The sequence below is a fragment of the Pseudochrobactrum mosebachae genome, from assembly GCF_048914685.1.
Lineage (GTDB): Bacteria > Pseudomonadota > Alphaproteobacteria > Rhizobiales > Rhizobiaceae > Pseudochrobactrum.
This window is the reverse complement of record NZ_CP128409.1, coordinates 61,571-86,398: the sequence shown is the minus strand read 5'-3', so window position 1 is coordinate 86,398 and position 24,828 is coordinate 61,571. Positions and strand designations below refer to the sequence as shown.

The window sequence follows — 24,828 nt, the reverse complement described above, 5'->3', positions numbered from 1 at the left end:
GCTGACATTATTGTACAACAGCATTTATAAAATAATCGCAGGTCAGGCTGACATAACAGATAGTTATAAATACACTAATTTATCATGTTAAGGTATAACTATCTAATTCTATGACTAACTGTTTAATCAATACTGTCTGACCATAATTAAACCTGACGTAAATCATCCAGAATCTTTAAATATTCCGGCGATTGCTTTTGTGCCTGATGTGAAATGTGTCCGTTGCGGATCACAATAATACGATCGGCAATTTCAGCCTCACGGCGTAAATGCGTGCTAATAATCATTGTTCTGTCCGGATGCGCCGCTACAGTTTGTGCCAGTCGCTGCAAAATGTCTTGTGCAGTGGTTTTATCGAGCCCTTCTGTCGGCTCATCCAGTAGCCAGAGCGGCGTATTATGTAAAAACAACCGTGCGAGTGCGAGACGGCGCGCCTGCCCGCCGGAAAGGCCTAAACCGCCCTCTCCCAGCATGGTTTCAAGCTGCAACGGCATAGCAGCAACCGTATCTGCAAGACCTGCGGTTTCCAATGCTTGCAGCAAGTCATCATCACTGGCCCGGGGCTGCGCCAGACGCAGGTTTTCAGCCAGACTATCCTGAAACAACTGCGTTTTTTGCGTTAGTAAAGTTGCAAGCAAATGCCTGACAATACCGGTCTGCGCAGTTATTTCGCCTGCCAACAGCGCCATCAGTGTCGATTTACCGGCACCACTGCTGCCAACAATCGCAAGTTTTTCGCCTTTTTGAACGGTTAAACGAATATCATTGAGAACAGCCCGCGTTTTATCGTCATAACGCAGTGTAACATTGTGCAGATACACCGCTTCATGCGGGTCTGCCGGTTGTACCGGCAAATAGAATTGCGGCTGAGTTTCATAACGGTTGCCCACACGCTGCGCTGCCATTAGAGTACGGCCAAGCTCCATTGCCCCACGCCGTAACCCTGCAAAGGGCTCCATTGCGCCCAGTGCCATCAGCAACGCAAAAGCGGCAACGGGGGCAGAAATCATACCGGCTTGCGCAAGCCATACTGCGCCCAAAAGTGTAACACTGAGCAACAGAGCAGTTGCCACACCAAATCCGGCACCAACAGTGATCTCGACGCGGTTGAGCTGGTCATCGGCTTGCGACAAACGCTGATCTGCGCTTTGCACCGCAGCAGTTTGAGCCGTGAGTTGCCCGGCCATCAACAAATCGGTCTGGCCTGAAACCAGATCAATCGTGCGCGCACGCAGCGCTTCCACTGCCTTAGCGCGGCGGCGCATCGGTTTTAGCGACCAAAAAGCTGCAATCAGCGGCAGGCCAAGACCGGCAGCCGCCAGAATAAGCACCACCGCAAGCGAATACACCGGATTGATGAGGAAAAAGGCAAAGCCAACCACCACAATCGTGGCGAAGGCGGCAGCTGCCGGCACCAGCACCCGCAAATATAGCGCATCAAGCGCATCAATATCGGCAGTCAGGCGAAACAATAAGCGCGACGGGCGGCGTAATAATTCTTTGGCCGCTTGAGGTGCTGCCCAGCTGCGAAACAGCTTTTCACGCATTGCTGCCAGCACAGCCAGCGTTGCATCATGCGTAACCAACCGCTCAGCATAGCGCGAGGCTGTGCGCATAATCGCGAGCAGGCGAATACCGGCACCCGGTGCAAACACATCAAACACAACAGCGGTAGCAACCGACAGACCAGCAATAGCAGTTGCTGTGATAAACCAGCCCGACAGGCCGAGCAGCAAAATACCGCACAAAACGGTGACAGCAGCCAGCACCATACCGGCCCATAATTTGCCGCGTTTTTCCGTAAAAAACAGTTTTAATACCGGTTTGAGAACTGCGAGCCTGGTCATTCGGCAGCCCTCCGAATGGTTGATACGAAATCTTCCGGTGATGTGCTGTCACTGCCAATCTGCAATGGAGCATTTGCTGTCGTATCTAAGCGGATAATACGGCTCATTTTCAGTGCCAGTTCTTCATCATGGGTCGCAATGATCAGGGTTTTGCCCTGTGCCAGGGCCAGCAGCCCTTCCGTGGTCATGGCAGCCGTTTCGCTATCAAGATGTGCGGTTGGTTCATCGGCAAAGATAATACTGGCATCAGTTTTAAGGGCAGCGCGTGCCAGCGCCAGCCGCAAGCCTTCACCGCCTGAAAGACCGGTGCCGTTTTCACCCAAATCCGTTTCAGCAGCAGCTGAAGCCACACTGTCGAGTGCTGCAGTTTTCAGCGCCGCCTGCACATCATTCAAACTATATTCCGCGCGTCCCATAGCAATATTGGAGCGCACACTGCCTGAAAAAATATGTGGTTTTTGCCCGATCCATGAAAAATTCTGGCGCAGTGTCTCGGCATTTTTTTGATCAAGCGGCATATCATTGATCAACACATCACCTTTCAGTGGTGCGACCAGACCGGCCATCAATGCAAGAATGGTCGATTTGCCGGATCCGCTTGGCCCCAGCAGGGCGATATGCTCGCCCTTGGTAATACTGAGATTAAAATCTTTCAGCAGCAGAGTTTGTTCATGATCATAGCTGAAATTAACATCGCGCAGCGTCACAGCCTGATCAGGCTTTGTTTGCACGCTCACAGCATCAGAATTGCTGGTGGCAGTTAAGGCCATGCCGCCGGCGCTGATATTTTCCAGTGCATCAATCGCGGCTTCACCGGCTGCGCGGTCGTGCCATACGGCAGATAATTCGCGCAATGGTTCAAAAAATGTTGGCGCCAATAACAGAATAAACAGGCCCTGCCCTAATGTAAGCGTTTCGCCCCATGCACCAAACCCGACCTGACCCAGCAGATGAAAGCCGGTATAAACAGCAACCATGGCTACGCCAAGCGCAGAAAACAGCTCCAGCACGGCGGAAGATAGAAACGCAATGCGCAAAACAATCATAGTCTTATGACGCAACGTCTCGGCATTATGGCGCAAGCGTTGTGCGGTCAGGTCAACGGCATGAAAGGTACGGATAGTTGCAAGCCCGCGTAAACGGTCGAGCAGAAAGCCGTTCATCTGCCCCATCTCAACCAGTTGTTCTTCACTGGCAGCTTTGGCACGATAACCGATCAGTGCCATAAAAATCGGAATCAACGGCGCGGCAAACAGCAATACCAATGCAGCGACCCATGAATACCACAGCACAAAACCGAGAAAGACAAATGGAACGCTCATGACTTTCATTTGTACCGGCTGATAGCGCGACCAGTAAATCACCACCATTTCAGCCTGCTCGGCAAGAATACTGGCGGCCTGCCCCGAGGCAACGCGCTTGCGATCAAGCGGAGAGCGCTCAGACAGCGCTTTGAGTGATTTTTCGCGTAACTCTGATAATGCCTTGCGGGAGGCTTTAAATGCTATGCGCTCGCCTGCTGCCTGCAAGGCTGTGCGTAACAGGCCGAGAATGAACAGACCGGCAATGATCAGCAGCAGATTATCAACCGTACGGTTGACGGCAAGCTGGTTGATTGCTGAAGCCATAAGAGCTGCCTGCGGCAGCCAGATCAGCGCGGCCAGCACTTGCAACAAGCTACCCTTGCGTAAATTAGCGGGTTGTGCGCGTTTTTTACGGCGGCGTGCTGAAACCGGTTTGGTACCGGCAGCCTCAGCGCTGCCGGTGGAATTTGCAAGGTCAAAAGTGGTAGTTTCCGGTAGTCTTGGTGTTACAACAGTACCGGATAAAGCTTCACTCACTCTGACTGCCCTTCTTTTTTCGTTGCACGGCTACGGCCGAGCGACACAATTTTGTCTTTGGCTTCCAGAAAACGGGTGACTTTGGAACCCATGCCGAGCAGCATTGTCAGGCGTTCGGTTTCCAGCGATTTAACATCATCATACCAGTTGGTCAGACGCTCAATCAGCCCATGCATATCGCTCATCCGCCCTTGCGCAAAAGCGTCACTCTCTGTCGATGGTTTTTCCATCAAAATTTCACGCAGCACGCTCAAGGTCGGATCAACCTCACGCTTCTTGCGCTCTTCTGCCAGCGTGCGCAAAATTTGCCAGACATCACCCGGTGTTGAGTAAAAATCGCGGCGATCACCCGGAATATGCTTCAGCAGAACCAGATTCCAGCCCTGCAATTCTCTGATACCCATCGATACGTTTGAACGTGATACGCCTAGAGCTTCAACAACCTGATCCGCACAGAGCGGCTCTTTAGAAACATAGAGCAAGGCATAGATCTGCCCGACCGTGCGGTTGATACCCCAGCGACTGCCCATCTCCCCGAAGTGGAGTACAAATGATTGTACGATTGGCGACAATTCCAAATTAGTTGCTCCCGTATTTTCTGAACTTTCAGAAATTACTGTAAATTCAGATATTATGATTGCTGCTCCTCCGCAACACGCTAATCTGTTCAGGACAATAAGTCGCAACACAAATCAGAGAACAGGCAACCTTAATATCGTCAATAAATGTCGGTTGAAGTCGGCAATTGCCTGCTATCATCCGTTTTATCACGATGCATGGTTGCTCTTGTCAAAAGCATCAGTGTTACCGGCGTTGTCACAAACACAAAAGCGGTAATGAGCAGTTCATGCAAAACCGGTCTTGATTGCAAGGTGCTAAAGAAAATAATTGATGCGATCAGTATACCACCGACACCAAAAGTTGTGCCAAGTGTTGGCGCATGAATACGCTCATAGAATGATTTAAAGCGTAATAAACCAATTGCCCCTATCAATGTAATGACTGCACCGCCCAGCATAAACACTGAAACCAGTATGGCCGCCCATAGCGGAAGATTGGCTGCATGCATCATTCGATCACCTCACCGCGCATCAAGAACTTTGCCAATGCCACGCTGGAAACAAAGCCAAGCAGTGCAATTACCAAAGCCGTTTCAAAATAAATTACAGTGCCAGTGCGTATACCGAAGGTAATAAACAACATCATCATCGTCGCATAAAGCGTATCAAGACCCAGAATCCGATCCTGCGCGCGTGGCCCGACAATCAGCCGGTAGGCCGCACATAACAGCGCCAGCCCTAAACACGCCTGCGTTAAAACCAGGGCCCAAAATAAGATCACAACACTCATGTGTAAATCTCCATTAGCAGGCGTTCATAATGGTCTTTAATAACCTTGCAGAACTCTTCCTCACCGGCCTTGTCAAGAATATGGATCAGCAGATTACCACTCATCGGATCAAAATTGACCCACGCAGTGCCGGGTGTAGACGTAACAATGCAGGCAAGAATACCAAGTGGCAACCGCCCGCGCAATTCCAGCTTAATTGTTACAAATCCGGCCTGACGCTGCTTCGGATTAAAGATGATGATCTTCATCACCGCGATATTTGACCGACAAATATCGGCAAAGACCCTGAAAAACAGTTCAATAATCGCACGCGGCGAACGCACGCGGATCGGATCAGGCGCCAGCGAGGTAAAGGCCAGCGCTGCACCTGTGGCGACAAAAAACCCGATTATTGCCTGCCCCGGTGTAAAGCCGGCCAGCAGCAGCCACATCAGCCAGAAGCTGAGTGACAAAATAGGATGCGGAAACAAAGCTCTCATTGTGCGCTGCCTCCTATATTTGATCCAGATGGCGTTTGAGTGATTGCCGGTTCAAAGCCGGTTGAGCGCTTGGCCTGCAAAACATGATCAATATAATTTTGCGGGCGGTGCAGCGATTGTGCCGTTGCATCCATATAACGCATCATCGGCCCTGCCTGAATTGTGAGGACGAGACACAGAAACAGCAATGCTGCAACCGGCGCCACTTCGATAATCAGCACACGCGGTACATTGCCTTCCATCGACGCCCAGAAGGTACGGATACCGGAGCGCGACATCGCAATCAGTGCAGAAACACCCGACAGAATGATCAGCGACACATAGAGCCAGCTTCCGGTTGAGATCGTGGATTCATTGCCCATACCCTCCGGATTAAACAGTGCCGATAGCAGCGAAATTTTGGCAACAAATCCCGAGAAAGGTGGCAGGCCGATCAGCAAGATCGCGCTGACAGCAAAACATGCTCCCAGAATTGCCAGCGTGGCCGGCAGAACGGTTCCAATCTCTTCTTCGTCCTCTTCCTCTTCATCACCATAGGCTTCAATAGTTACCGCCAGCACGTTGGCTGCAGCATCCTGCCCGCGCTCGACCAGCTCGATCAGTAAGAAAAAAGCTGCAATCGTCAGTGTTGAACTAACCATATAAAACAGCGCACTACCTGTCACCGCAATATTGCCGGTGCCGATTGCTGCCAGCAACGTACCGGATGAAACCAGCACGCTATAACCCGCTATACGGCCAAGCGCCTGCGATGCCAAAACCCCAATCAGACCGAAAGTGATCGTGGCCAGACCAATATAAAACAAGCCCGTATCACCAAAACCGCTTGTGCCGGGGGTCAGCTCTCCAAAAAACAATAGCGACAAGCGCAGCAACACATAAATCCCGACCTTAGACATAATTGCAAACAAGGCGGCAACCGGTGCAGCGGCAACTGTATAGGTGGTAGGCAGCCAGAAATTTAGCGGCCAAGCACCGGCTTTAACAAGAAACGCAGTGCCGAGTATGGCGCCGCCAGCCTGCAAAAACATCAGATCATCGGCCGGCACCTGCTGAATACGCTGTGCCAGATCGGCCATGTTCAGCGTGCCGGTCACCCCGTAAATCATGCTGACGCCGATAAGAAACAGCGATGATGCCGCCAGATTAACCGCGATATAATGCAAGCCCGCTTTAACACGGGTTGCGCCGGAGCCATGCAGCACCAGACCATAAGATGCGGCCAGCAACACCTCGAAAAACACAAACAGATTAAACAGATCACCGGTTAGAAAAGCGCCGTTCAGCCCCATCAGCAGCAATTGGAACAAGGTGTGGAAATGCGAACCGGCTTTATGCCAGCGCGCCAGCGAGAAACACAGCGCCGCCAACCCCAGTACACTGGTAAGCAGAACCATCATCGCCGAAAAACGATCCAGCACCAGCACAATGGCATAAGGTGCTGGCCAGTTACCAAGCAGATAAGGGATAACCCTGTCATCCGGTGTGTTGGCAGCATTGACCAGCATAATGGCCACAACAAACAGTAGGAATGTCGAGACAAGGCTGATAGAGGCTTTTAAAACGCGGCGGCGCTCATCATAGAGCAGCAGCAAAGCTGCCGTTACAAGCGGCAGAAATATCGGCGCTATAATTAAGTGGTTTTGCCAATCCTGCATTATTGGCTCTCCCTGCCGTCGACATGGTCAGTACCGGTCAGACCGCGGGCTGCCAGCATCACCACCAGAAATAGTGCCGTCATCGCAAAGCCGATCACAATTGCCGTCAAGACCAAGGCCTGCGGCAGCGGATCTGTATAAAGCGAGGGGTCAATTTCATCGCCGAGAATAGGTGCAGAATCCAGCCGCAGACTGGCCATGCTGAAGATGAACAAATTAACTGCATAAGACAGCAATGACAGGCCGATAATCACCTGAAACGTACGCGGTCGTTGCAATAACCACAGGCCGGATGCGGTGAGAATACCAATGCCAAGGGCGAGAATGAGTTCCATTAGCGTGCTTCTCCCTGCCCGATGCGTTCTGGCTGTCCTGCCACCCCTAACTGACCGGCTTGTGCAGCCTGCATAGCCTGCTCGGCTTGTTCCGACTGGGTTTTTTCAGTACGCCGGTGCCGGATAGACTGATGCGCCAAGGCAATCAACATCAGAACGGTTGCACCAACGACCAGAGTAAATACCCCGATATCAAACAACAATGCGGATGCTACCGGCATTTTGCCGATCAGCGGCAGTTCGGCATATTCGAAATATGTGGTCAGGAACGGATAACCAGCAAACCACGATCCGGCGCCGGTTGCTGCTGCGCATAACAGGCCGAAGCCCATCCATTTAACCGGCAGAATACGCAAATGGCTCTCAACCCAGCGGGTACCAAAGGCCAGATATTGCAGAATAAAGCCGATCGCCATGGTAATACCGGCGGCAAAACCGCCACCCGGCAGATCATGGCCGCGCAACAACAGATGCATGGCAAAAACAATAATCACACCAAACAAATATTGCATAATAACGGAAGGCACCGCGAGATATTCAGACAGCGTTGCCCCTGCCCGCCGCTCAGGGCTCGCTTCGTCATAGGCGTTTTGAATTTGTTGCTGACGCGGCGATTCAATTGTATCAGACGCCGGACGAAAACGGCGTAGCAGCGCATAAACCGTGAGCCCGACAATCCCGAGCACGGTAATTTCACCCAGCGTATCAAAGCCGCGGAAATCGACCAGCAGCACATTGACCACGTTTCTGCCGCCCGCTTCCGCATAGGAATTGGCAAGGAAATAATCGGCCAGATTGGCAGGGCTGAAACGCGTCATCATCGCATAAGCGATCAGCGCCATACCGCCACCACCGGCAACTGCAATAATCAGATCACGGTAGCGGCGGATACGCGGCACCAGTGGGATACTGGCGGATGCATCATCCTGCCAGCGTTTTGGCAGCCAGCGCAGGCCAAGCAGCAGCAAAACTGTTGTGACGATTTCAACCAGCAGCTGCGTGAGCGCCAGATCGGGTGCCGACAACCACACAAAGGTAAAGCAGGTTACAAGACCCGCCCCCCCCAAAAGCATCAGCGATGCCAGACGGTGATATTTAGCCTGATAAGCGGCACCAACCGCACAAAGCGCGCCGACAAACCAGACCAGTGCAAAAACCGGATCAACCGGTAGCGGCGCTAGAGGGCCCATCCACAATCCGGCCTGATAGATCGGCCAGGCACCGGCAAAAATCGAGACAAGGATCAGCAAGCGTAATTGTGGTTGCAGTCTGCGGGTACCAAGCCGGTTTTCAGCGCTGCGCGCCCATTTCCATGACACGGTAACCAGCACGATCTCAAAAATACGCTGACCATTGAGGTGGCGCAGTAATGGCGGCCCCTGCTCGCATTTGGCCAGATAATTTTTCATCAGCATGAACAGCAGTGTTCCGCCGATCAGCGCGATCACACTCATCAGCAATGGCAGGTTAAAGCCGTGCCAGATTGCGAGGCTGTAATAAGGTGTCTGTGCGCCCAGCACCGACAACACGGCGGTATGCAGGAACGGCCCGACAATCAGGCTCGGCACAATACCAATCAACAGGCAGAGCAGCACCAGCAATTCGATCGGGAAACGTACCCATTGCGGCGGCTCTTTCGGCACATGTGGCAGATCCACCGGCGGCGGTCCGAAAAATGTCGAATAGATAAACCGGATTGAATAGGCAACACTAAACGCACCCGCCAATGTGGCCACATAAGGGGTTACGGTATCGAGCCATGATGAAAGATGCGTTTCAACAGTTTCCGCGAAAAACATTTCTTTGGAAATGAAACCATTGAGCAGCGGCACACCAGCCATAGACGCACTGGCCACCATAGCCAGTGTTGCCGTTATCGGCATAAACCGGAACAGACCGCTGAGTTTTCGTAAATCCCGCGTTCCGGTTTCATGGTCAATAATACCTGCCGCCATAAACAGGGATGCTTTAAAAATAGCATGATTGACCATATGGAAAATTGCGGCCACCGCAGAAAGCGGACTGCCAAGGCTGAGCAGCGCGGTGATCAGGCCAAGATGGCTGATGGTTGAATAGGCCAGCAGACCTTTAAGATCTTGCTGAAACAGCGCAAACCAGCCGCCGAGCACCAATGTGGTTAGACCGGCAAGCCCCAGCAACCAGAACCATTCTTCAGTACCGGCCAATGCCGGCCACAACCGCACCATCAGAAACACGCCAAGTTTGACCATTGTCGCGGAATGCAGATAGGCCGAAACCGGGGTGGGTGCCGCCATGGCATTGGGCAGCCAGAAATGGAACGGAAACTGCGCGCTTTTGGTAAATGTGCCCAGCAGGATCAGCACCAAAGCCACGGTATAAAGCGGATGATTTTTAATAATATCACCGGAAGCCAGCACAACATCCAGTTCGTAACTGCCAACCATATGGCCAAGCAGCAACACGCCGAGCAACAGACCAAAACCGCCAAGGCCGGTAACTGTCAGCGCCATACGCGCACCATCACGGGCGCTGACATTCTGATACCAATAACCGATCAGCAAAAACGAGAAAATACTGGTGAGTTCCCAGAACACCACGAGCAGGATCAGGTTGCCCGATAGCACCACGCCGAGCATAGCGCCCATAAAGGCAAGAAAGAACGAGAAAAAGCGCGGCACCGGATCTTCAGACGACATATAATAGCGCGCATAAATCACCACCAGCAGCCCGATACCGGTGACCAGCATGGAAAACAGCCATGCCAGACCGTCCATACGCAGGGTCACATTCAGACCATAAGCAGGCAGCCATGCAAGCTGGGTATGCAGAACTTTACCATCGGTAACATAAGGATAGAGCGCCATGCTGAGCAGCAATGCCGCTAATGCCGTCAGACCGGCAAACCAAACAGCAACCTGTCTGTCATTCGAGCGTAGAAAGCCTGTAAGGGCGCAGCCAATAAATGGCAGTGTGATGAGCAAAAAAAGGACTTTTCCGTCCGTCACCATCCGCGCCGGCCTCCTGAAATTAGTACATTAACAAAATTATCTCGTTAAATCCGATGCTTATTATGTGGTTTCGGGTGCCATAATAGCAAGTGCTTGTTTGTATAATCTGCATGTGATTTCCGCATATTGGGCACAAATTAGTCAGTTTTATCGCTTTTACACAGGCTGAGAAAAAGATCGTGGATAAATTATCTATTAAATCACTTTCAAGACAAAGCTTACGCAGTTTTATGACAAAATTATTGCCAGCAAACCTTTTCATTCACGGATTGTCGAATCGCCTGCCATAGCAGAAACTATGTGCTGAAACCGCTTTTGCCATCCCGTACCGGCTAAAGAGTTTTACTCTCAAGTTGATTCAACTTGAGAGGTATGACAATGCGAAACTCTGAAATCTCGAGCGAGCACTGCGATCCAACATGATCGTTACCCGCTCTAGAGCAGGACTGCTTAAAGGAAACTCTATGGGCCCCCATCTTGATCGAGTTCAGTCTTCACCCGCATTGCCAGCGCAAACGCAGGTTGTGGTTATCGGCGGGGGTATCATCGGGGTTTCAACAGCGCTTTATCTGGCGCAGCGCGGTATACCGGTAACACTGCTTGAAAAAGGGATCATTGCCGGCGAACAATCCAGTCGCAACTGGGGCTGGTGCCGCCATACCGGCCGCGATACCCGCGAGCTACCGCTGATCATTGAAAGCATGAAGCAATGGTCGGGTATGAACGCGCTTACGGAGCGGGACACCGGTTTTAAAATCACCGGCATAGCCTATGCCGCGGAACAAGAAGAAAATCTGGAAAAATGGCGCGAATGGGCAGCGATCGCCCGTGAGCATGGCATTGACAGCACTGTGATTGGCAAGCAGCAGGCTGAAGCTTTGGCGCCTGGCTTGCAACGCTCGCTCTATGGTGCGCTCTACACCCCTGTTGATGGCCGCGCCGAACCACAAAAAGCGGCACCGGCAATGGCTGAAAAAGCTCGTGAACTGGGTGCCGTGATTATGCAAAATTGTGCTGTGCGCCAGATTGAAACCACCAATGGTACAGTGAGCGGTGTCATCACTGAAAACGGCATGATCAGCTGTCAGGCAGTGGTGATTGCAGGCGGCAGCTGGTCACGGCTGATCTGCGCCGGTATCGGCACCACTTTACCGCAGCTTAAAATGCGCTCCTCGGTGCTCCGCACCACCGCTCTTGAGGCAGGCATTGATGCGGCCATTGCTTTTTCCGATTTTGCACTGCGCAAACGGTTGGATGGCGGTTATACGGTAGCAAGCCTTGCTGGCAGTATTGCAGATATTGTGCCGGACAGTTTCCGGTTTTTCACAAAATTTATGCCTGCACTTGCCACCGAATGGAAAACTGTAAGGCTGCGCTTAGGAAGGCGCTTTGTGGAAGAAGCATTCGAATGGAAAAACCGCCCTGCCGATCAGGTTTCAATATTTGAGAAAATCCGTATCCTTGACCCGAAGCCATATGAGGCCGCCAACCTCGCTGTTTTCAAAGCATTGCAGCAGGCACTGCCGGTGTTTAAAAACGCTCAAATTGCACAGCAATGGGCTGGGTTGATTGATACCACACCGGATATTGTGCCCGTCATTTCACCCCTCGATCAACTATCGGGATGCGTTGTCGCCACCGGCTTTTCAGGCCACGGCTTTGGCATCGGCCCCGGTGCGGGCATGCTGGTCGCAGATATGGTAACGGGTGAAAAGCCGGTGGTTGATCCGGCACCGTTTCACATCAACCGTTTCAGTGACGGTTCAAAAATCCATATTGAAATGTGGTAGCGGGCTAGAGCGTTTCACTATCAAGTTGAATCCACTTGATAGGTCTGACAATACGATAAATCTAGAATCTAGAGCGAGCACTGCGATCCAAGCTGATCGTTACCCGCTCTAAAACAGCCGCATCAAATACAGCCCAGCCAGCAAGGCTGCAGCACCTAAAATCACCGACGACAGCACATAGACCAGTGCGGTGACCCCATCGCCACGCTCGAGCAGCAACACAGTTTCGAGTGAAAAGGCTGAAAATGTTGTGAAACCACCCATAATGCCGGTGGTTAAAAACAGCTTCCAGTTTTGTGCGAGAACGCCGCCCATATCGCTGCGCGCAGCGAAATAGCCAATCAGCAAGCCCATGAGCAGCGATCCGATGATATTGACGGTAAAAGTTGCAACCGGAAAAACGGTAAATCCAGTGAAGCGGGCTAAAAGCACACTGACAGCATAACGTGCCGCTCCACCAAGACCTGCGCCGAGAAAGACAATAAGAAAATTCATATCTGCCCCTCAAGCGTTGCAACGGCATTTATAGTTTAGAGCAGATCAGGAAAAGTGGGAACCGGTTTTCCTGATTCAACTTGATAGTGAAATGCTCTAGAGCATTTCGTAGCCCAATGGAACCATTGGGCGACCACGATAATGCGTAAAAACAATAACTTATAGCGGATTACATGATCCAATTTAAACGTAAACCGCTCTAGTTGTCTTCAACATCACTGTCATCAACAGGTCTGCCCGGAATCACATAAGCATCCGAGAGCCAGCGGTTGAGATCCACACTATTACAGCGTGGCGAACAAAACGGGTAGCTATCGCGCTGTGAGGGTTTGCCGCATTCAGGGCACGGACGGACAGGCCGCAGCGGCGTGACATTTTCAAATGTAGCGCCGGTTTTCTTTTCATCACTCATCACATTTGCCTTTTATGCTGAGTTCAAACTGTTGTTAAAACAGTATGTGTCACACTTTGCCTTCATGCCACTGATCATAGACCGGAAAGTTTTCACCTTCCAGCATTGCCAGTGTTTCATGCAATGGCAGGCCAACAATATTGCTGTATGAACCAACCATTTTAACGACAAAACTACCTGCCAGCCCCTGAATTGCATAGCCGCCGGCTTTGCCGCGCCATTCACCGGAGCTGATATAGGCATCCATCTGCCGGCGTGACAGCCGGTCAAAGCGCACACGGCTTTCAACCAATGTTTGCCGGATCGCCCCTTTCGGGGTTATCAGGCAAACACCGGTAAAAACTTTATGCGTCCGTCCTGAAAGCAGCCGCAGGCAATCCAATGCCGTTTCAGCGCTCTCAGCTTTTGGCAGGATCTGCCGTCCGACGCCGACAACTGTATCCGCTGCTAAAATAAAAGCAGACTGGTAGTCGGCATTATTTTTGAGCTTAGCTTGCGCTTTTTCAGCTTTTTGACGAGATAAACGCCGTGCGAGTGAACGCGGATGTTCTGCGCGCAACGGTGTTTCATCAATATCAGCCGGTTGCAAAAAATCCGGTTCAAGACCGGCCTGCGCCAGCAGCTCAACGCGTCGCGGTGATGCCGAAGCCAGTACAAGCGGAAATGATACAGATGCAACCATAATGAATAATCAGTCCGGACACGGCAATTGCCGAAAATCTATTATTTAAAGCGATAGGTAATACGACCTTTGGTCAGATCATAAGGGGTCATTTCAACCAGTACCTTGTCGCCAGCCAGTACGCGGATACGGTTTTTACGCATACGGCCAGCCGTATGAGCGATAATCTCGTGTTCGTTTTCGAGTTTCACCCGAAACATAGCATTCGGCAAAAGTTCCGTTACAACGCCCGGGAACTCAAGGACTTCTTCTTTAGCCATACGTAACCTGTCTTTTTTGTTAATCTGTTCTGCATCGCGCAGAAAGTCTGAATTTGCGCGGAACCTATATGATTAGAGTCCGTTTGTGAACAACTGAAATAACTATGTTGTAAAAGCAGCTGTAGTTTACAGAAAACGTGTGGTTATTTTCCGTTTTAACTGATCTCGTACATCACGATATGCCGATAATCGCTGATCTCTGGAGCCTGTTACCAATGTCGGATCCGGCATTGGCCAATATTCAACATTACTTGCAAAGCTACGCATCCGCTCCAAAACAACATGATGCGCTTGTGGTGTTAGCGTAATTATCAAGTCAAAGTAACCGTCATTGAGTTCTTCCAGACCAACGGGCTGGCGCTCCTCTAACGATAATCCGTCTTCTGCGAGTATGGCATCAACAAACATATCACGCTCGCCGCGCGTTACACCGGCTGATGCCACATATACCTTACCCTTGAGCATCGAGCGTGTGAGAATCTCGGCCATGGGCGAGCGGATTGCGTTCATACCGCAAACAAACAGAATCGAATCGGGATTTTTCACAGGCGAAAAATCTGGCACTGGAGGCTGCTCTGATTGTTTGCTCATCTGTTTACCCGCGCCAATGTAAAACACAAACCAGTGTAAACAAACGCCGCGCAGTATCAAAATCAATATCGATTTTGCCTTCAAGGCGGTTCATCAAAGTTTGAGACCCCTCATTATGCAAACCGCGCCGCCCCATATCAATGGCTTCAATCCGGCTTGGCGTGGCTGAACGGATTGCAGCATAATAGCTTTCGCAAATCAGAAAATAGTCTTTAACTACTTTTCGCAACGGTGATAGCGAGAGAATATGCGTTGCAACCGCCTCGCCCTCTTCCCGCGTGATATTGAATATCAGCCGTTTTTCAATGACCGACAGCCGTAAACGGTAAGGCCCGCTTTTGCTGTCGCCAACTGGTGCAAAACTATTTTCTTCGATGAGATCGAAAATCGCCACAGCCCGCTCATGCTCAATATCCGGGGTTGACTGGCCGATGGTTTCGTCCAGTTCCACATCTATCAGCCGGGCTGTTTCACATTTGCCGGTCATCATCCCTCCGCAAGTGAACAGTTTAAGTTCGCTTGCCTCCTTGCTATCCAGACCGTTTTTCGTATTACGAAAAGCGCCCTGTCTTTGATTGAATGCAGCTTCAGAAACCGTTTTCACAGTTCCTGAAACTGCTCCGGAATTACATATTCAAGCGTCGTGAGATTGACAGACCATGCGCCTGCAACCCTTCCGTTTCTGCCAGAATAATTGCTGAGGGCCCAAGCTTGCGCAATTGCTCTGCGCCAAGTTTCAGCAATGAGGTACGCTTGACAAAATCCATCACGGAAAGACCGGAAGAAAACCGTGCCGAACGTGCCGTGGGCAACACATGGTTTGGCCCGCCAACATAATCACCAATGGCTTCCGGTGTATATTTACCGATAAAGATGGCACCGGCATTGCGGATTTTAGGCAATAGAGCATCCGGATCAGCAACTGCAATTTCCAGATGCTCGGCGGCAATGCGATTAATCAGCGCAAGTGCGGATTCAAAATCATTGACCAGAATAACAGCGCCAAAATCCTGCCAGCTTGCCCGCGCAATCGCTTCACGCGGTAAGGTCTGCAACTGGCGCTCAACGGCCTCTTCAACCGCTGTTGCAAAGGCGGCATCATCGGTGAGCAGAATAGACTGGGCAACCGCATCATGCTCTGCCTGCGCCAAAAGATCGGCCGCAATCCAATCCGGATCATTATCACTATCGGCAACCACCAGCACCTCAGACGGGCCCGCAATCATATCAATACCCACAGTGCCAAATACCAAGCGCTTGGCAGCAGCCACATAGGCATTGCCGGGGCCGACAATTTTGGAAACTGCTTTAATGGTTTCCGTACCATAAGCGAGTGCTGCTACAGCCTGTGCACCGCCAATGCGGTAAATTTCTGAAACGCCGGCAAGATGCGCAGCAACCAGAACCAACGGGTTCAAGGCTCCATCCGGCGACGGCACCACCATAACAATACGCTCAACGCCGGCAACTTTGGCAGGCACCGCATTCATCAGCACAGAACTTGGGTAGCTCGCCGTGCCGCCCGGTACATAAAGCCCGACCGATTCAACCGCGGTCCAGCGCGAGCCAAGCTCTACGCCAATCGCATCGGTATAATAATCATCTTTAGGCCGCTGGCGCTGATGATAAGATTCAATGCGGTCACGCGCGACAATCAGAGCATCGATCACCGCCTGATCGGCATTTTTAACGGCTTCAGCCACTTCTTCTGCGGTGACCATAATACCGGTTTGTGCCAGATCAATCCGGTCAAACCGTTTGGAATAATCAATCAGCGCCTGATCGCCGTGCAAACGCACCTGCTGCACGATTTCGCGCACCACCCGGTCAACATCTTCAGAAACTTCACGCTTGCCTGTCAGAAAATCCGCAAAGCGGCTTTCAAAATCTGCAGCACTATGTATGAGCGTTTGCACCACGCTAAGTCCTCACTCCGTAATATGATCCGGTTTATTACCGGTTTCCCATGCAGGTCCCAGATCAACAAGTCGCATTTCAATCACTTCTACAGTCAGACGAATGGTCTTGTCTGCTGCAAAAACCAACTCAATCACACCAGACGGTGCATCGGATGGTTCAAAATTAATTGCCAGCAATGCCAGCACATCATCGGTATTTGTACGGTTGATATTCAAAGCCCGCACATTGGTTACACGGTCAAAATGCAAAACGCTGCGGCGGCGCTCAAAATTTTGTCGACCGCGCTTTTGTGCCGGTTTTTGATCCCAGACAAAGCGGTTGCAAGCCAGCACAAAACGCTGCTCCTGCGGGCGGTAATCGAGATCGCTGACCTTCAGAACTGCATCCTGCACATGGGCAGAAATAATCTGGAGGTCATCTTCGTCCAACGCCACAAGTTTAAGCATACGCATCCACTCTCCTGAACCATCTGTGTTACGATATAAGCACTTACAGTAAAAAAGCACTACACTATAATCACAGTCACCATAAAATATGACCCCGACTTGTAAAACAAATCGGGGTCATATCCGTATAAATCTGCAAATTCCGTTTAGAGCGTTTTCAGTTTTTTTGAAGCAGGAAAACCGCTCTAGCCGCTAATGCGTGAGATTTCCGCACCGCAATTGGAGAGTTTTTCTTCAAGCCGCTCAAAGCCGCGGTCAAGATGATACACACGATTGACCGTGGTTTCACCTTCAGCCACAAGACCGGCAATGACAAGCGTTGCTGATGCGCGCAGATCCGTGGCCATCACCGGCGCACCTTTGAGGCGCTCCACGCCTTCCACAGTCGCAGTTTGCCCAGACAGTGAGATTTTAGCGCCAAGACGCGCCAGCTCCTGAACATGCATGAAACGGTTTTCGAAAATCGTTTCTGTAATATGCGATGTCCCCTTGGCTTTGGTCATCAACCCCATGAACTGCGCCTGCAGATCGGTCGGGAAGCCCGGGAACGGATCAGTGGTGATATCTACCGGCTCAATACCATGACCATTACGAACCACACGAATACCGTTTTCAACATCGGTAATTTCCGTGCCGGTAAGACGCAGTGTATCCAAGGCTGATGTCAGCAGATCGGCGCGGGTATTTTGCAACACAACATCACCGCCGGTCATGGCAACAGCCATTGCATAAGTGCCGGTCTCAATACGATCCGGAATCACGCGAACGCGCGCACCTTTCAGACTGGTGACACCTTGAATCTGGATTGTCGGTGTGCCGGCACCTTCAATCTTTGCGCCCATAGCATTCAGGCAATCGGCAAGATTAACCACTTCCGGCTCGCAAGCCGCGTTGTGGATAATGGTATCACCCTTGGCAAGACACGCCGCCATCAGCGCCACATGGGTGGCCCCCACTGATACTTTAGGGAAAGTAAATTCTGCACCCACCAAACCATTGGTGGTTGTGGCGCGCGCATAACCATTTTCAATATCAATTTTCGCACCAAGCGCGATCAGGCTGTCGAGCATCAGATCAACCGGACGTGTCCCGATAGAGCAGCCACCCGGCAGTGAAACATTGGCTTCACCGGCACGTGCCAGCAAGGGCGCAATCACCCAGAAACTGGCGCGCATTTTAGCAACCAGTTCATAAGGTGCTGTGGTATCGACAATATCTTTAGTGGTAAAATGAACCGTACGCTCATAAGAACCATTTTGATGACCGCGGCGACCATTGATTGAATAATCCGCACCATGATTACCGAGAATGCGTGTCAGCAACTCAACATCCGCCAAATGCGGCATGTTTTCCAGCGTCAGCGTTTCATTCGTCAGCAGCGATGCAATCATCAGAGGCAGAGCCGCATTTTTCGCACCGGAAATAGGAATAATGCCGTTCAGTTTATTGCCGCCGATGATTTTAATACGATCCATAATTCTTCACTTTCACGGCGGTGTCATGGTCAGCGCTATACATATTGTATTTCGCTTTTTCACTTAGACAGCCTGTTGTCTGGCAGCCACAGACTATCCTGTTGCTGCACGGCTCCGGTTTATTACGTTTATGTACCCTGACGAGGCCAAGGTCTAGAGCAGTTTCATTTTAGATTGAACCATCAAAATGCTCTATTTATTTTGTTTTGCAGTTTCACATGGAAAACAGGTTTCCACTTTTTCTGTAACCGCTCTATGCTTTATTTGTACTGAACAACTCAGCAGTCTTGTACTGACACAAATGGCTTAATCAATCAGAAATATGGCTTTTATAAAAAGCAATTTCACATAAAACCATTATCAGTCTGTAGTGAGCATTTCTCGCGACACTCTTTGCAACCAGAAATTTATGCCTTAACGTTTCAAGACATCCTTACGGCGATCTTTAATCACTACCATCAGTACCTTCGTTTGTATCGCTTTGGAGAACGGCCGGAAGCCCCTCTTCACGCTCATCCTCAGCCCCGGAGCGCCGTGAGCGAATCTGTGCTTTACGTCGCATGAGATTCGCACGCAATTGTTCAGATCTTCGCTTAGCACGCTGATCTGCTTCTTCTTTTTGGGATGGTGTTTGTTGCTTCTTGCTCATTGTGAAGCCCTTTTACACGAGCAAACCGGTTTGGAAAAGCATACATATGCACAGGCAAGGGATGTTTTTGAGATTAAAGCAAAAAGAATTGCAATAGACGCTTGCGGTTTATGGAATCTTATGTCAGAAGTCCGCCGCAACAGACAGTATGCTGCGGTAGCTCAGTGGTAGAGCACTCCATTGGTAATGGAGAGGTCGGGAGTTCGAACCTCCCTCGCAGCACCAGTTTTCCCAAAACATACAATGCCTTATAAAGCACCTTATTTGGATACTTTTTCATTTCTGTTCAAATCCACAAAATATAGCATGAACAGACTCGTGCATGCTGTTCGTCACTCGTTCTAAATCGAATCGACTTTGACGAAGCAATCACTCCTCATAATTCACAGGCTTCTAACGTAACCCACAATCATTCTTGACTCTTCCATGAATCAGGAAGATTTAATAAACATTAAGCGTATATAACGTAAACAATTTAACGGATTTGGCGCACGAGTTGCGCCGCGGGTGAGCCTGCTAATGCACTGTAGGTGCAACCTCTCCTTCTCCATCTTGCTCAACAGAGCCTATAACTGTTCGGAGTGCAGAGATTGCAGCATCGAGGGATTCATTATCAAATTCCTCAAGCTTGTTGGTTACATCTGCGGTCATGGTCAAAGGTTTGCCATAACCACGGTCGAGGATTTCTTTGCCGCTGCAATCTTAACGCGCGGATCAGCGTTATCCGTTCCGGCAACAATTACCTCTATGGCCTTGTCTGCGTGCTCCCTGGCTTTAGCCGCAATCCCCTTTGGTCGACCCGTAGGATTGCCTGAGACGCCCTTCTGAAATGGGGTTCCGATTGTCTTTTTCGTGCTGTTCTCACGCCGTTAGCAGCACTGATTTGTACTCTGTCGGCCTGCCTGTTACCGGCGCTTCATCGCTCATTAGTTATCCTTTCGCCGGTGATGTTTAGACAATAAAAAACCCCGCCATTGTTGACAGGATTTGGGTCTGATTACAGGTGCTCAGGACTAATTGTTAAGCGGCTTAGGCCCCATAAAAAGCCTCATGATAAATGACAACGCCTTGCCGCTGGCTAATCACAAAATCCAAACACTGGAAATACTCAGCAGGGACATCCGGAAAACTCAAGCTAGCATCAACCTTGAACCCAAATCGAGAATAATAAAGTGGATCACCCAACACGACGCAACCGGCAGCACTAAGGGATTTTATTTGCTCAAGTCCTGCCTCTATCAGTTTGGAGCCTATTCCTTTACGCTGTTGGTTAGGATGCACAGCTACGGGGCCAAGACCATACCAATTTTCTCCTGTGCCTTCGATTTTAACTGGAGAAAATGCGACATGACCTACAATCTCACCATCTTGGACTGCCACTAGAGAGACGGTTAAAGCGTTACCCTTCCTTAGGGAGTCAACAATGGCGCCTTCGGTTCCAGCACTATGGGGTGCACCTTTGAACGCAGAGGTGACTAGCGTTCGGATTTCTTTAAAATCTTGTGGGTGTTCTGGACGTATAATCATGTGGATTGAATAACAACCTTATTGTTAGGTCGTCAATAATATTTGAATTTGCAGTGCCGCAATTCTGAATACCGACAAGCCTGATCAGCATTTTTAAGAAGCGTGGCCGGTACTGTTGTGCAATAAAAAAGGCCGGGGCAAAATTGCACCGACCTTCCTACTCATCATTTAATTTCCAGTGCCAGTACATCCGTGGTCAAAGGTCTAAATTGATGAAGACATTTGCGAGCGCTGTGAGATACGCGCTGCTTAGCAATGCCTATGACCGATATATAGCTGTCAATTGTGAAGATAATAAGACGCAGCTGAAATAAAAAAACAGCCGTTTAAGTCGCCTCTCAAATCGGATTACCCCGATGATATGAGGAATGGCATTAAATAATGTTGCATTCTTTTACAATGCAATTGCCGTGAGGGCTGCTTTAGCCCTGCTGTTTGGTAGCGCATCACCGAACATTGATGCGCTGTTTTTTAGCGGATGAAAAGATTTGGACGAGCATTCAGCGCCCTACCCGCATTTTGCAGATTATAAAGACCGTCCGCGTTAATATATGCATTGAAGAAATTATCGCACGCTTAGCGAGTACATTTGAGGATCAATTACCTCTTATCAACGACCTCAGAGCTGCTATTACGAAGTTAGAAAAAACGAACACGAAATACAAATTGGATGTAGAATTCATTCACGATATGGCCGACGAAGTAAACAGTATGGGCGCTGTACTTCGTCACATAGCCGAAAAAGAAGAAGGTATTTCTCCGGAACTTAAAAGAAAGCTGCAAACTGTAACTAAAAAAGACGAGTCCCATAATTAACGCCACCAAAATCGGCGAATGAGTAAGTTTCTAAGTCAGGCTATACCGCTAACATAATACCTCGAGCCTTTACTGTCTCAAAACCATCAACTAAGCCGCTGTTGAGAGACTCGAAATCTTGCTACATACGATGTAAGCAAGGTTGCTAAGTCTTAATTGTATCAAGGCTAATAACTGCCCAATGCGTATCAATACCTAACTAAATTCGCATGAACCTCAGAAGGTTAGATATTTCTATGGACAAAACACAGCTTATTGAGATCTTCACACATGTCCGCATTCTGATTGCTATGATCATAAGCCTCTCAATAGCTCGCATATTATCTGGGGTAGCCACATTTCTACAGCATCCAAAGCGAAAGCGAGTTTCAGTGCTTCACTTGTTGTGGGTCTTTTCCATACTACTTGAACTCATTTTATTTTGGTGGTGGAGTGTCCTGCTGGCAAAACAAGTTGAATGGACTTTTGTAGCGTTTGTATTCCAGATTAGTTATGTAATTACTCTTTTTCTGATGACCGCATTGTTATTTCCTGATGATATTTTAGAATACAAAGGCTATCAGGACTTTTTCATTCATCGCCGATATTGGTTTTTTACTCTTCTAGCCTTAACTTGGGTTATAGATATTACCAGAGCGATTGTTGCCGGAGGGAATATAAGCCCATCGCTTCTGCTTCATGCATCAATCACATTGTTTTTGTGTGTACTTGCAGCATTTTTTAAGCACCCTAATGTGCAGATCGCGATCGTAATCATCTACATCTCTCGACAAATATTATCTATATAAACGAAATCAGAAAATTATTACTGGTAGTGTTGTAAGATCGCCCCCCCCCATTATAGTTTACCCGCCAATTTTACTTGTTGTGGCAAGCTTAGAGCGGGTAACGATCGGGGTGGATCGCAGCGATCGCTCTAGAGTTTAGCTTTTTCGCATTGTGATACCTATCAAGTTGATTCAACGTGATAGTGAAGTGCTCTAGCCAAAGGTCCAAACCCGCAATTTGCGACCAATAGCCATGGTACATAAGTGATGATAAATGGTCATTTTTAAAGGGGCATGGCATTGCAGCTCAACACACTCCCCAAAAGCGGCGGAGACTTGGTGCTCACGTCATAACACCCCAATTTGTGCCAAAGGCGCTAACGACAAACAGCCTGTCATTGCTGCTTATAAACGGCTTTATGTGTGATTTCAGCCTGCACTTCGACATCAATGATGCATGTCATGCACTATGTTAGCAATAATCAGCACAATTGCTTATCACCAATGTTGACTAAGCTGCATTTTAACATTGTATTCCCATAGTCTTTTATCTGTGGGGAACAGGTTGGGACGGCTGTTAACCGTAATCAAGGTAACCAAGATCATTCGGGGATACCGCTATGGTTGCAGTCAGTGCGGGAAGTTCATTCGTGAGGAAATGTCGGTTATGAAAAACAAAAGCAACAATCGGACGGGTGGAGAAATCCTGATTGATGCACTCCGTATTAACGGCGTGGACAGGGCTTTTTGTGTGCCGGGTGAAAGCTATCTGGCGGCACTGGATGCATTGCACGATGTACAGGACGAGATTGAACTAATTGTTTGCCGCCAGGAAGGCGGCGCGACCTATATGGCCGAAGCCTATAGCAAGCTCACGGGCAAACCCGGCATTGCTTTTGTAACCCGCGGCCCCGGTGCCACCAATGCATCGGTGGGCGTGCATACCGCCTTTCAGGATTCAACTCCAATGATCCTGTTTATCGGGCAGGTTGCCAGTGATCAGGTTGAGCGTGAAGCATTTCAGGAAGTCGACTACCGCCGCATGTTTGGTGAAATGGCCAAATGGGTTGTGCAGATTGACGATGTGAAGCGTATTCCGGAGCTTGTCAGTCAGGCGTTTCACCGTGCGGTCAATGGTCGTCCGGGCCCTGTGGTTGTTGCCTTGCCGGAAGATATGCTGACAACGCTTGCCAGTGTTGAAGATGTGCCGGCGCATAAAAAGCTGGCGATCTCTGCCGGTGATGAACAATTGCAGGAACTGAGCGGACTTTTGCAACATGCCGAGCGTCCGGTAGTTATTCTCGGTGGCAGCGGCTGGGATCAGCAATCAGTTGCCGATATAGCCGATTTTTGCCAAGCCAATAATCTGCCGGTGGCCACCTCTTTCCGCTGTCAGGATCTTTATAATAATACGCTGGCTAATTATGCCGGCGAGCTTGGCACATCGGCCAGCCCGAAACTGATCCAGAGCATCAAAGACAGTGATCTTCTGGTGGTTGTGGGTGCGCGTATCGGTGAAATGACCAGTGCCGGCTATACAATGGTCAATATTCCGGTGCCGGCGCAAAAGCTGGTGCATGTGCATAGCGGTGCAGAAGAACTGGGCCGCGTTTATTACCCTACCCTGCCCATCAATGCGACCATGGGTGCATTTGCCAAGCAATTGCGTGCACTGGGTAAAGTAGGCTCTGATAAATGGGCCGGCTGGACTGCGCAGCTTAACAGCAATTACACTGAAAATCTGCAGCATGCGCAAATTCCGGGTGATGTGCAGATGGGTGAAATCATGCAATGGATGCGTGAAAACCTGCCGGAAGATACGATTATGACCACAGGAGCCGGTAATTACACCGCTTGGCCACATCGTTTCTACCAGTATAAAACCTACCGTACCCAGCTCGGCGCCACCAACGGCTCAATGGGCTATGGCGTGCCGGCAGCCATTGCTGCCAAAATCACAGACCGTGACCGCACTGTGATTGCCTTTGCCGGTGACGGTTGCTTCATGATGAATGGTCAGGAATTGGCCACCGCAATGCAATATGATGCACGTGTGGTATTTATCGTGGTCAATAATGGCATGTATGGCACCATCCGTATGCATCAGGAACGCACTTATCCGGGTCGTGTTTCCGGTACTGCGCTGGCTAATCCGGATTTTGCGGCATTGGCACAGGCCTATGGATTGCATGGTGAGGTTGTTGCAACAACGCAAGATTTTGCACCGGCATTCGAGCGCTCGGTTGCATCCGGCAAGCCTGCCCTGATCGAAATCCGCATTGATCAGGAAGCGATTACCCCCAAAATGAGCCTCAGTGCTATGCGTGAACAGGCACTGGCTGCACAGAAGAACTAGAGCGGGTAACATTCGGTGTGGATCGCAGCGCTCGCTCTAGATTCTAGTTTTATCGCATTGTCATACCTATCAAGTTGATTCAACTTGATAGTGAAATGCTTTAGAACGGGTAACATTCAGGTTAAGCAGCAATCGCTTCACC

General features: G+C 49.9%; 24 protein-coding genes, 1 tRNA gene and 1 pseudogene. 5 read left to right on the top strand and 21 right to left on the bottom strand.

The window, feature by feature from the left end:
* Positions 1-146 precede the first annotated feature (146 nt).
* From cydC to MP213Fo_RS14870, 9 genes and pseudogenes are all read right to left on the bottom strand, one after another.
* Positions 147-1,847 (bottom strand): thiol reductant ABC exporter subunit CydC, encoded by a 1,701-nt coding sequence (cydC, locus tag MP213Fo_RS14910; RefSeq protein WP_421091315.1) that lies wholly within the window; start codon positions 1,845-1,847, stop codon positions 147-149.
* Positions 1,844-3,688, bottom strand: a complete 1,845-nt coding sequence (cydD, locus tag MP213Fo_RS14905) for a thiol reductant ABC exporter subunit CydD (protein WP_421091314.1) — start codon at positions 3,686-3,688, stop codon at positions 1,844-1,846. The genes cydC and cydD overlap by 4 nt, the downstream gene beginning before the upstream one ends.
* Positions 3,685-4,266: a GbsR/MarR family transcriptional regulator gene (locus MP213Fo_RS14900; RefSeq protein WP_421091313.1), complete on the bottom strand. Its 582-nt coding sequence runs from the start codon at positions 4,264-4,266 to the stop codon at positions 3,685-3,687. Before MP213Fo_RS14900 ends, cydD begins: the two co-directional genes overlap by 4 nt.
* 140 nt (positions 4,267-4,406) lie before the next feature.
* The gene (mnhG, locus tag MP213Fo_RS14895) at positions 4,407-4,760 is read right to left on the bottom strand and encodes a monovalent cation/H(+) antiporter subunit G (RefSeq protein ID WP_421091312.1); all 354 of its coding nucleotides are present in this window, start codon (positions 4,758-4,760) and stop codon (positions 4,407-4,409) included.
* Positions 4,757-5,038 carry a K+/H+ antiporter subunit F gene (locus MP213Fo_RS14890; RefSeq protein WP_421091311.1) on the bottom strand — a complete coding sequence of 94 codons (282 nt, stop codon included), beginning with the start codon at positions 5,036-5,038 and terminating at the stop codon, positions 4,757-4,759. Before MP213Fo_RS14890 ends, mnhG begins: the two co-directional genes overlap by 4 nt.
* On the bottom strand, positions 5,035-5,517 hold the full coding sequence (locus MP213Fo_RS14885) for a Na+/H+ antiporter subunit E (RefSeq protein ID WP_421091310.1): 483 nt from the start codon (positions 5,515-5,517) through the stop codon (positions 5,035-5,037). The genes MP213Fo_RS14890 and MP213Fo_RS14885 overlap by 4 nt, the downstream gene beginning before the upstream one ends.
* Entirely contained in the window at positions 5,514-7,175 is a 1,662-nt protein-coding gene (locus tag MP213Fo_RS14880) for a monovalent cation/H+ antiporter subunit D (protein WP_421091309.1), read from the bottom strand. The genes MP213Fo_RS14885 and MP213Fo_RS14880 overlap by 4 nt, the downstream gene beginning before the upstream one ends.
* A complete protein-coding gene (locus MP213Fo_RS14875) occupies positions 7,175-7,510 on the bottom strand; it encodes a Na+/H+ antiporter subunit C (protein WP_421091308.1) in 336 nt (111 codons plus the stop codon). Before MP213Fo_RS14875 ends, MP213Fo_RS14880 begins: the two co-directional genes overlap by 1 nt.
* Before the next feature lie 80 nt (positions 7,511-7,590).
* Positions 7,591-10,500 (bottom strand): annotated as a pseudogene (locus MP213Fo_RS14870) (monovalent cation/H+ antiporter subunit A); the annotation flags it as partial.
* Positions 10,501-10,964: 464 nt separating this feature from the next.
* Here MP213Fo_RS14870 and MP213Fo_RS14865 point away from each other — a divergent pair.
* Entirely contained in the window at positions 10,965-12,290 is a 1,326-nt protein-coding gene (locus tag MP213Fo_RS14865; RefSeq protein ID WP_421091307.1) for an NAD(P)/FAD-dependent oxidoreductase, read from the top strand.
* Positions 12,291-12,398: 108 nt separating this feature from the next.
* Here MP213Fo_RS14865 and crcB read toward each other — a convergent pair whose 3' ends face one another.
* The 10 genes from crcB to MP213Fo_RS14815 form a co-directional block, all read right to left on the bottom strand.
* Positions 12,399-12,785 (bottom strand): fluoride efflux transporter CrcB, encoded by a 387-nt coding sequence (gene crcB, locus MP213Fo_RS14860; RefSeq protein ID WP_421091306.1) that lies wholly within the window; start codon positions 12,783-12,785, stop codon positions 12,399-12,401.
* A gap of 199 nt (positions 12,786-12,984) precedes the next feature.
* Positions 12,985-13,197 carry a DNA gyrase inhibitor YacG gene (yacG, locus tag MP213Fo_RS14855; protein ID WP_421091305.1) on the bottom strand — a complete coding sequence of 71 codons (213 nt, stop codon included), beginning with the start codon at positions 13,195-13,197 and terminating at the stop codon, positions 12,985-12,987.
* 49 nt (positions 13,198-13,246) lie between these two features.
* Complete coding sequence (locus tag MP213Fo_RS14850) at positions 13,247-13,879, bottom strand: Maf-like protein (protein ID WP_421091304.1); 633 nt, start codon at positions 13,877-13,879, stop codon at positions 13,247-13,249.
* Between the two features lie 41 nt (positions 13,880-13,920).
* A complete protein-coding gene (gene infA, locus MP213Fo_RS14845) occupies positions 13,921-14,139 on the bottom strand; it encodes a translation initiation factor IF-1 (protein ID WP_002965531.1) in 219 nt (72 codons plus the stop codon).
* A 126-nt stretch (positions 14,140-14,265) separates the two neighbouring features.
* Complete coding sequence (locus MP213Fo_RS14840; RefSeq protein ID WP_421091303.1) at positions 14,266-14,730, bottom strand: low molecular weight phosphatase family protein; 465 nt, start codon at positions 14,728-14,730, stop codon at positions 14,266-14,268.
* A 4-nt stretch (positions 14,731-14,734) separates the two neighbouring features.
* Positions 14,735-15,217: a UPF0262 family protein gene (locus tag MP213Fo_RS14835; RefSeq protein WP_421091332.1), complete on the bottom strand. Its 483-nt coding sequence runs from the start codon at positions 15,215-15,217 to the stop codon at positions 14,735-14,737.
* Positions 15,218-15,356: 139 nt separating this feature from the next.
* Positions 15,357-16,649 carry a histidinol dehydrogenase gene (gene hisD, locus MP213Fo_RS14830; protein WP_421091302.1) on the bottom strand — a complete coding sequence of 431 codons (1,293 nt, stop codon included), beginning with the start codon at positions 16,647-16,649 and terminating at the stop codon, positions 15,357-15,359.
* A gap of 9 nt (positions 16,650-16,658) precedes the next feature.
* Positions 16,659-17,102 carry a DUF2948 family protein gene (locus MP213Fo_RS14825; protein WP_421091301.1) on the bottom strand — a complete coding sequence of 148 codons (444 nt, stop codon included), beginning with the start codon at positions 17,100-17,102 and terminating at the stop codon, positions 16,659-16,661.
* Between the two features lie 179 nt (positions 17,103-17,281).
* Positions 17,282-18,571 (bottom strand): UDP-N-acetylglucosamine 1-carboxyvinyltransferase, encoded by a 1,290-nt coding sequence (gene murA / locus MP213Fo_RS14820; RefSeq protein WP_421091300.1) that lies wholly within the window; start codon positions 18,569-18,571, stop codon positions 17,282-17,284.
* A 445-nt stretch (positions 18,572-19,016) separates the two neighbouring features.
* Positions 19,017-19,220, bottom strand: a complete 204-nt coding sequence (locus MP213Fo_RS14815; protein ID WP_421091299.1) for a hypothetical protein — start codon at positions 19,218-19,220, stop codon at positions 19,017-19,019.
* Positions 19,221-19,370: 150 nt separating this feature from the next.
* Between MP213Fo_RS14815 and MP213Fo_RS14810 the strand changes: the two genes are divergently transcribed.
* Positions 19,371-19,445, top strand: a tRNA-Thr gene (locus MP213Fo_RS14810).
* A gap of 428 nt (positions 19,446-19,873) precedes the next feature.
* On the opposite strand, the gene MP213Fo_RS14805 is transcribed toward MP213Fo_RS14810, so the two are convergent.
* Together MP213Fo_RS14805 and MP213Fo_RS14800 are read right to left on the bottom strand one after the other, a co-directional pair.
* Positions 19,874-20,062 carry a DUF5681 domain-containing protein gene (locus MP213Fo_RS14805; protein WP_421091331.1) on the bottom strand — a complete coding sequence of 63 codons (189 nt, stop codon included), beginning with the start codon at positions 20,060-20,062 and terminating at the stop codon, positions 19,874-19,876.
* Positions 20,063-20,249: 187 nt separating this feature from the next.
* Positions 20,250-20,753 (bottom strand): GNAT family N-acetyltransferase, encoded by a 504-nt coding sequence (locus MP213Fo_RS14800; protein ID WP_421091330.1) that lies wholly within the window; start codon positions 20,751-20,753, stop codon positions 20,250-20,252.
* Between the two features lie 453 nt (positions 20,754-21,206).
* On the opposite strand from MP213Fo_RS14800, the gene MP213Fo_RS14795 reads away from it, so the two are divergent.
* The 3 genes from MP213Fo_RS14795 (at position 21,207) to MP213Fo_RS14785 (ending at position 24,686) form a co-directional block, all read left to right on the top strand.
* A complete protein-coding gene (locus tag MP213Fo_RS14795) occupies positions 21,207-21,563 on the top strand; it encodes a hypothetical protein (RefSeq protein ID WP_421091298.1) in 357 nt (118 codons plus the stop codon).
* Positions 21,564-21,799: 236 nt separating this feature from the next.
* The gene (locus MP213Fo_RS14790; RefSeq protein WP_421091297.1) at positions 21,800-22,351 is read left to right on the top strand and encodes a hypothetical protein; all 552 of its coding nucleotides are present in this window, start codon (positions 21,800-21,802) and stop codon (positions 22,349-22,351) included.
* 637 nt (positions 22,352-22,988) lie between these two features.
* Positions 22,989-24,686 (top strand): thiamine pyrophosphate-binding protein, encoded by a 1,698-nt coding sequence (locus tag MP213Fo_RS14785; RefSeq protein WP_421091296.1) that lies wholly within the window; start codon positions 22,989-22,991, stop codon positions 24,684-24,686.
* The last annotated feature ends 142 nt before the right edge of the window (positions 24,687-24,828 follow it).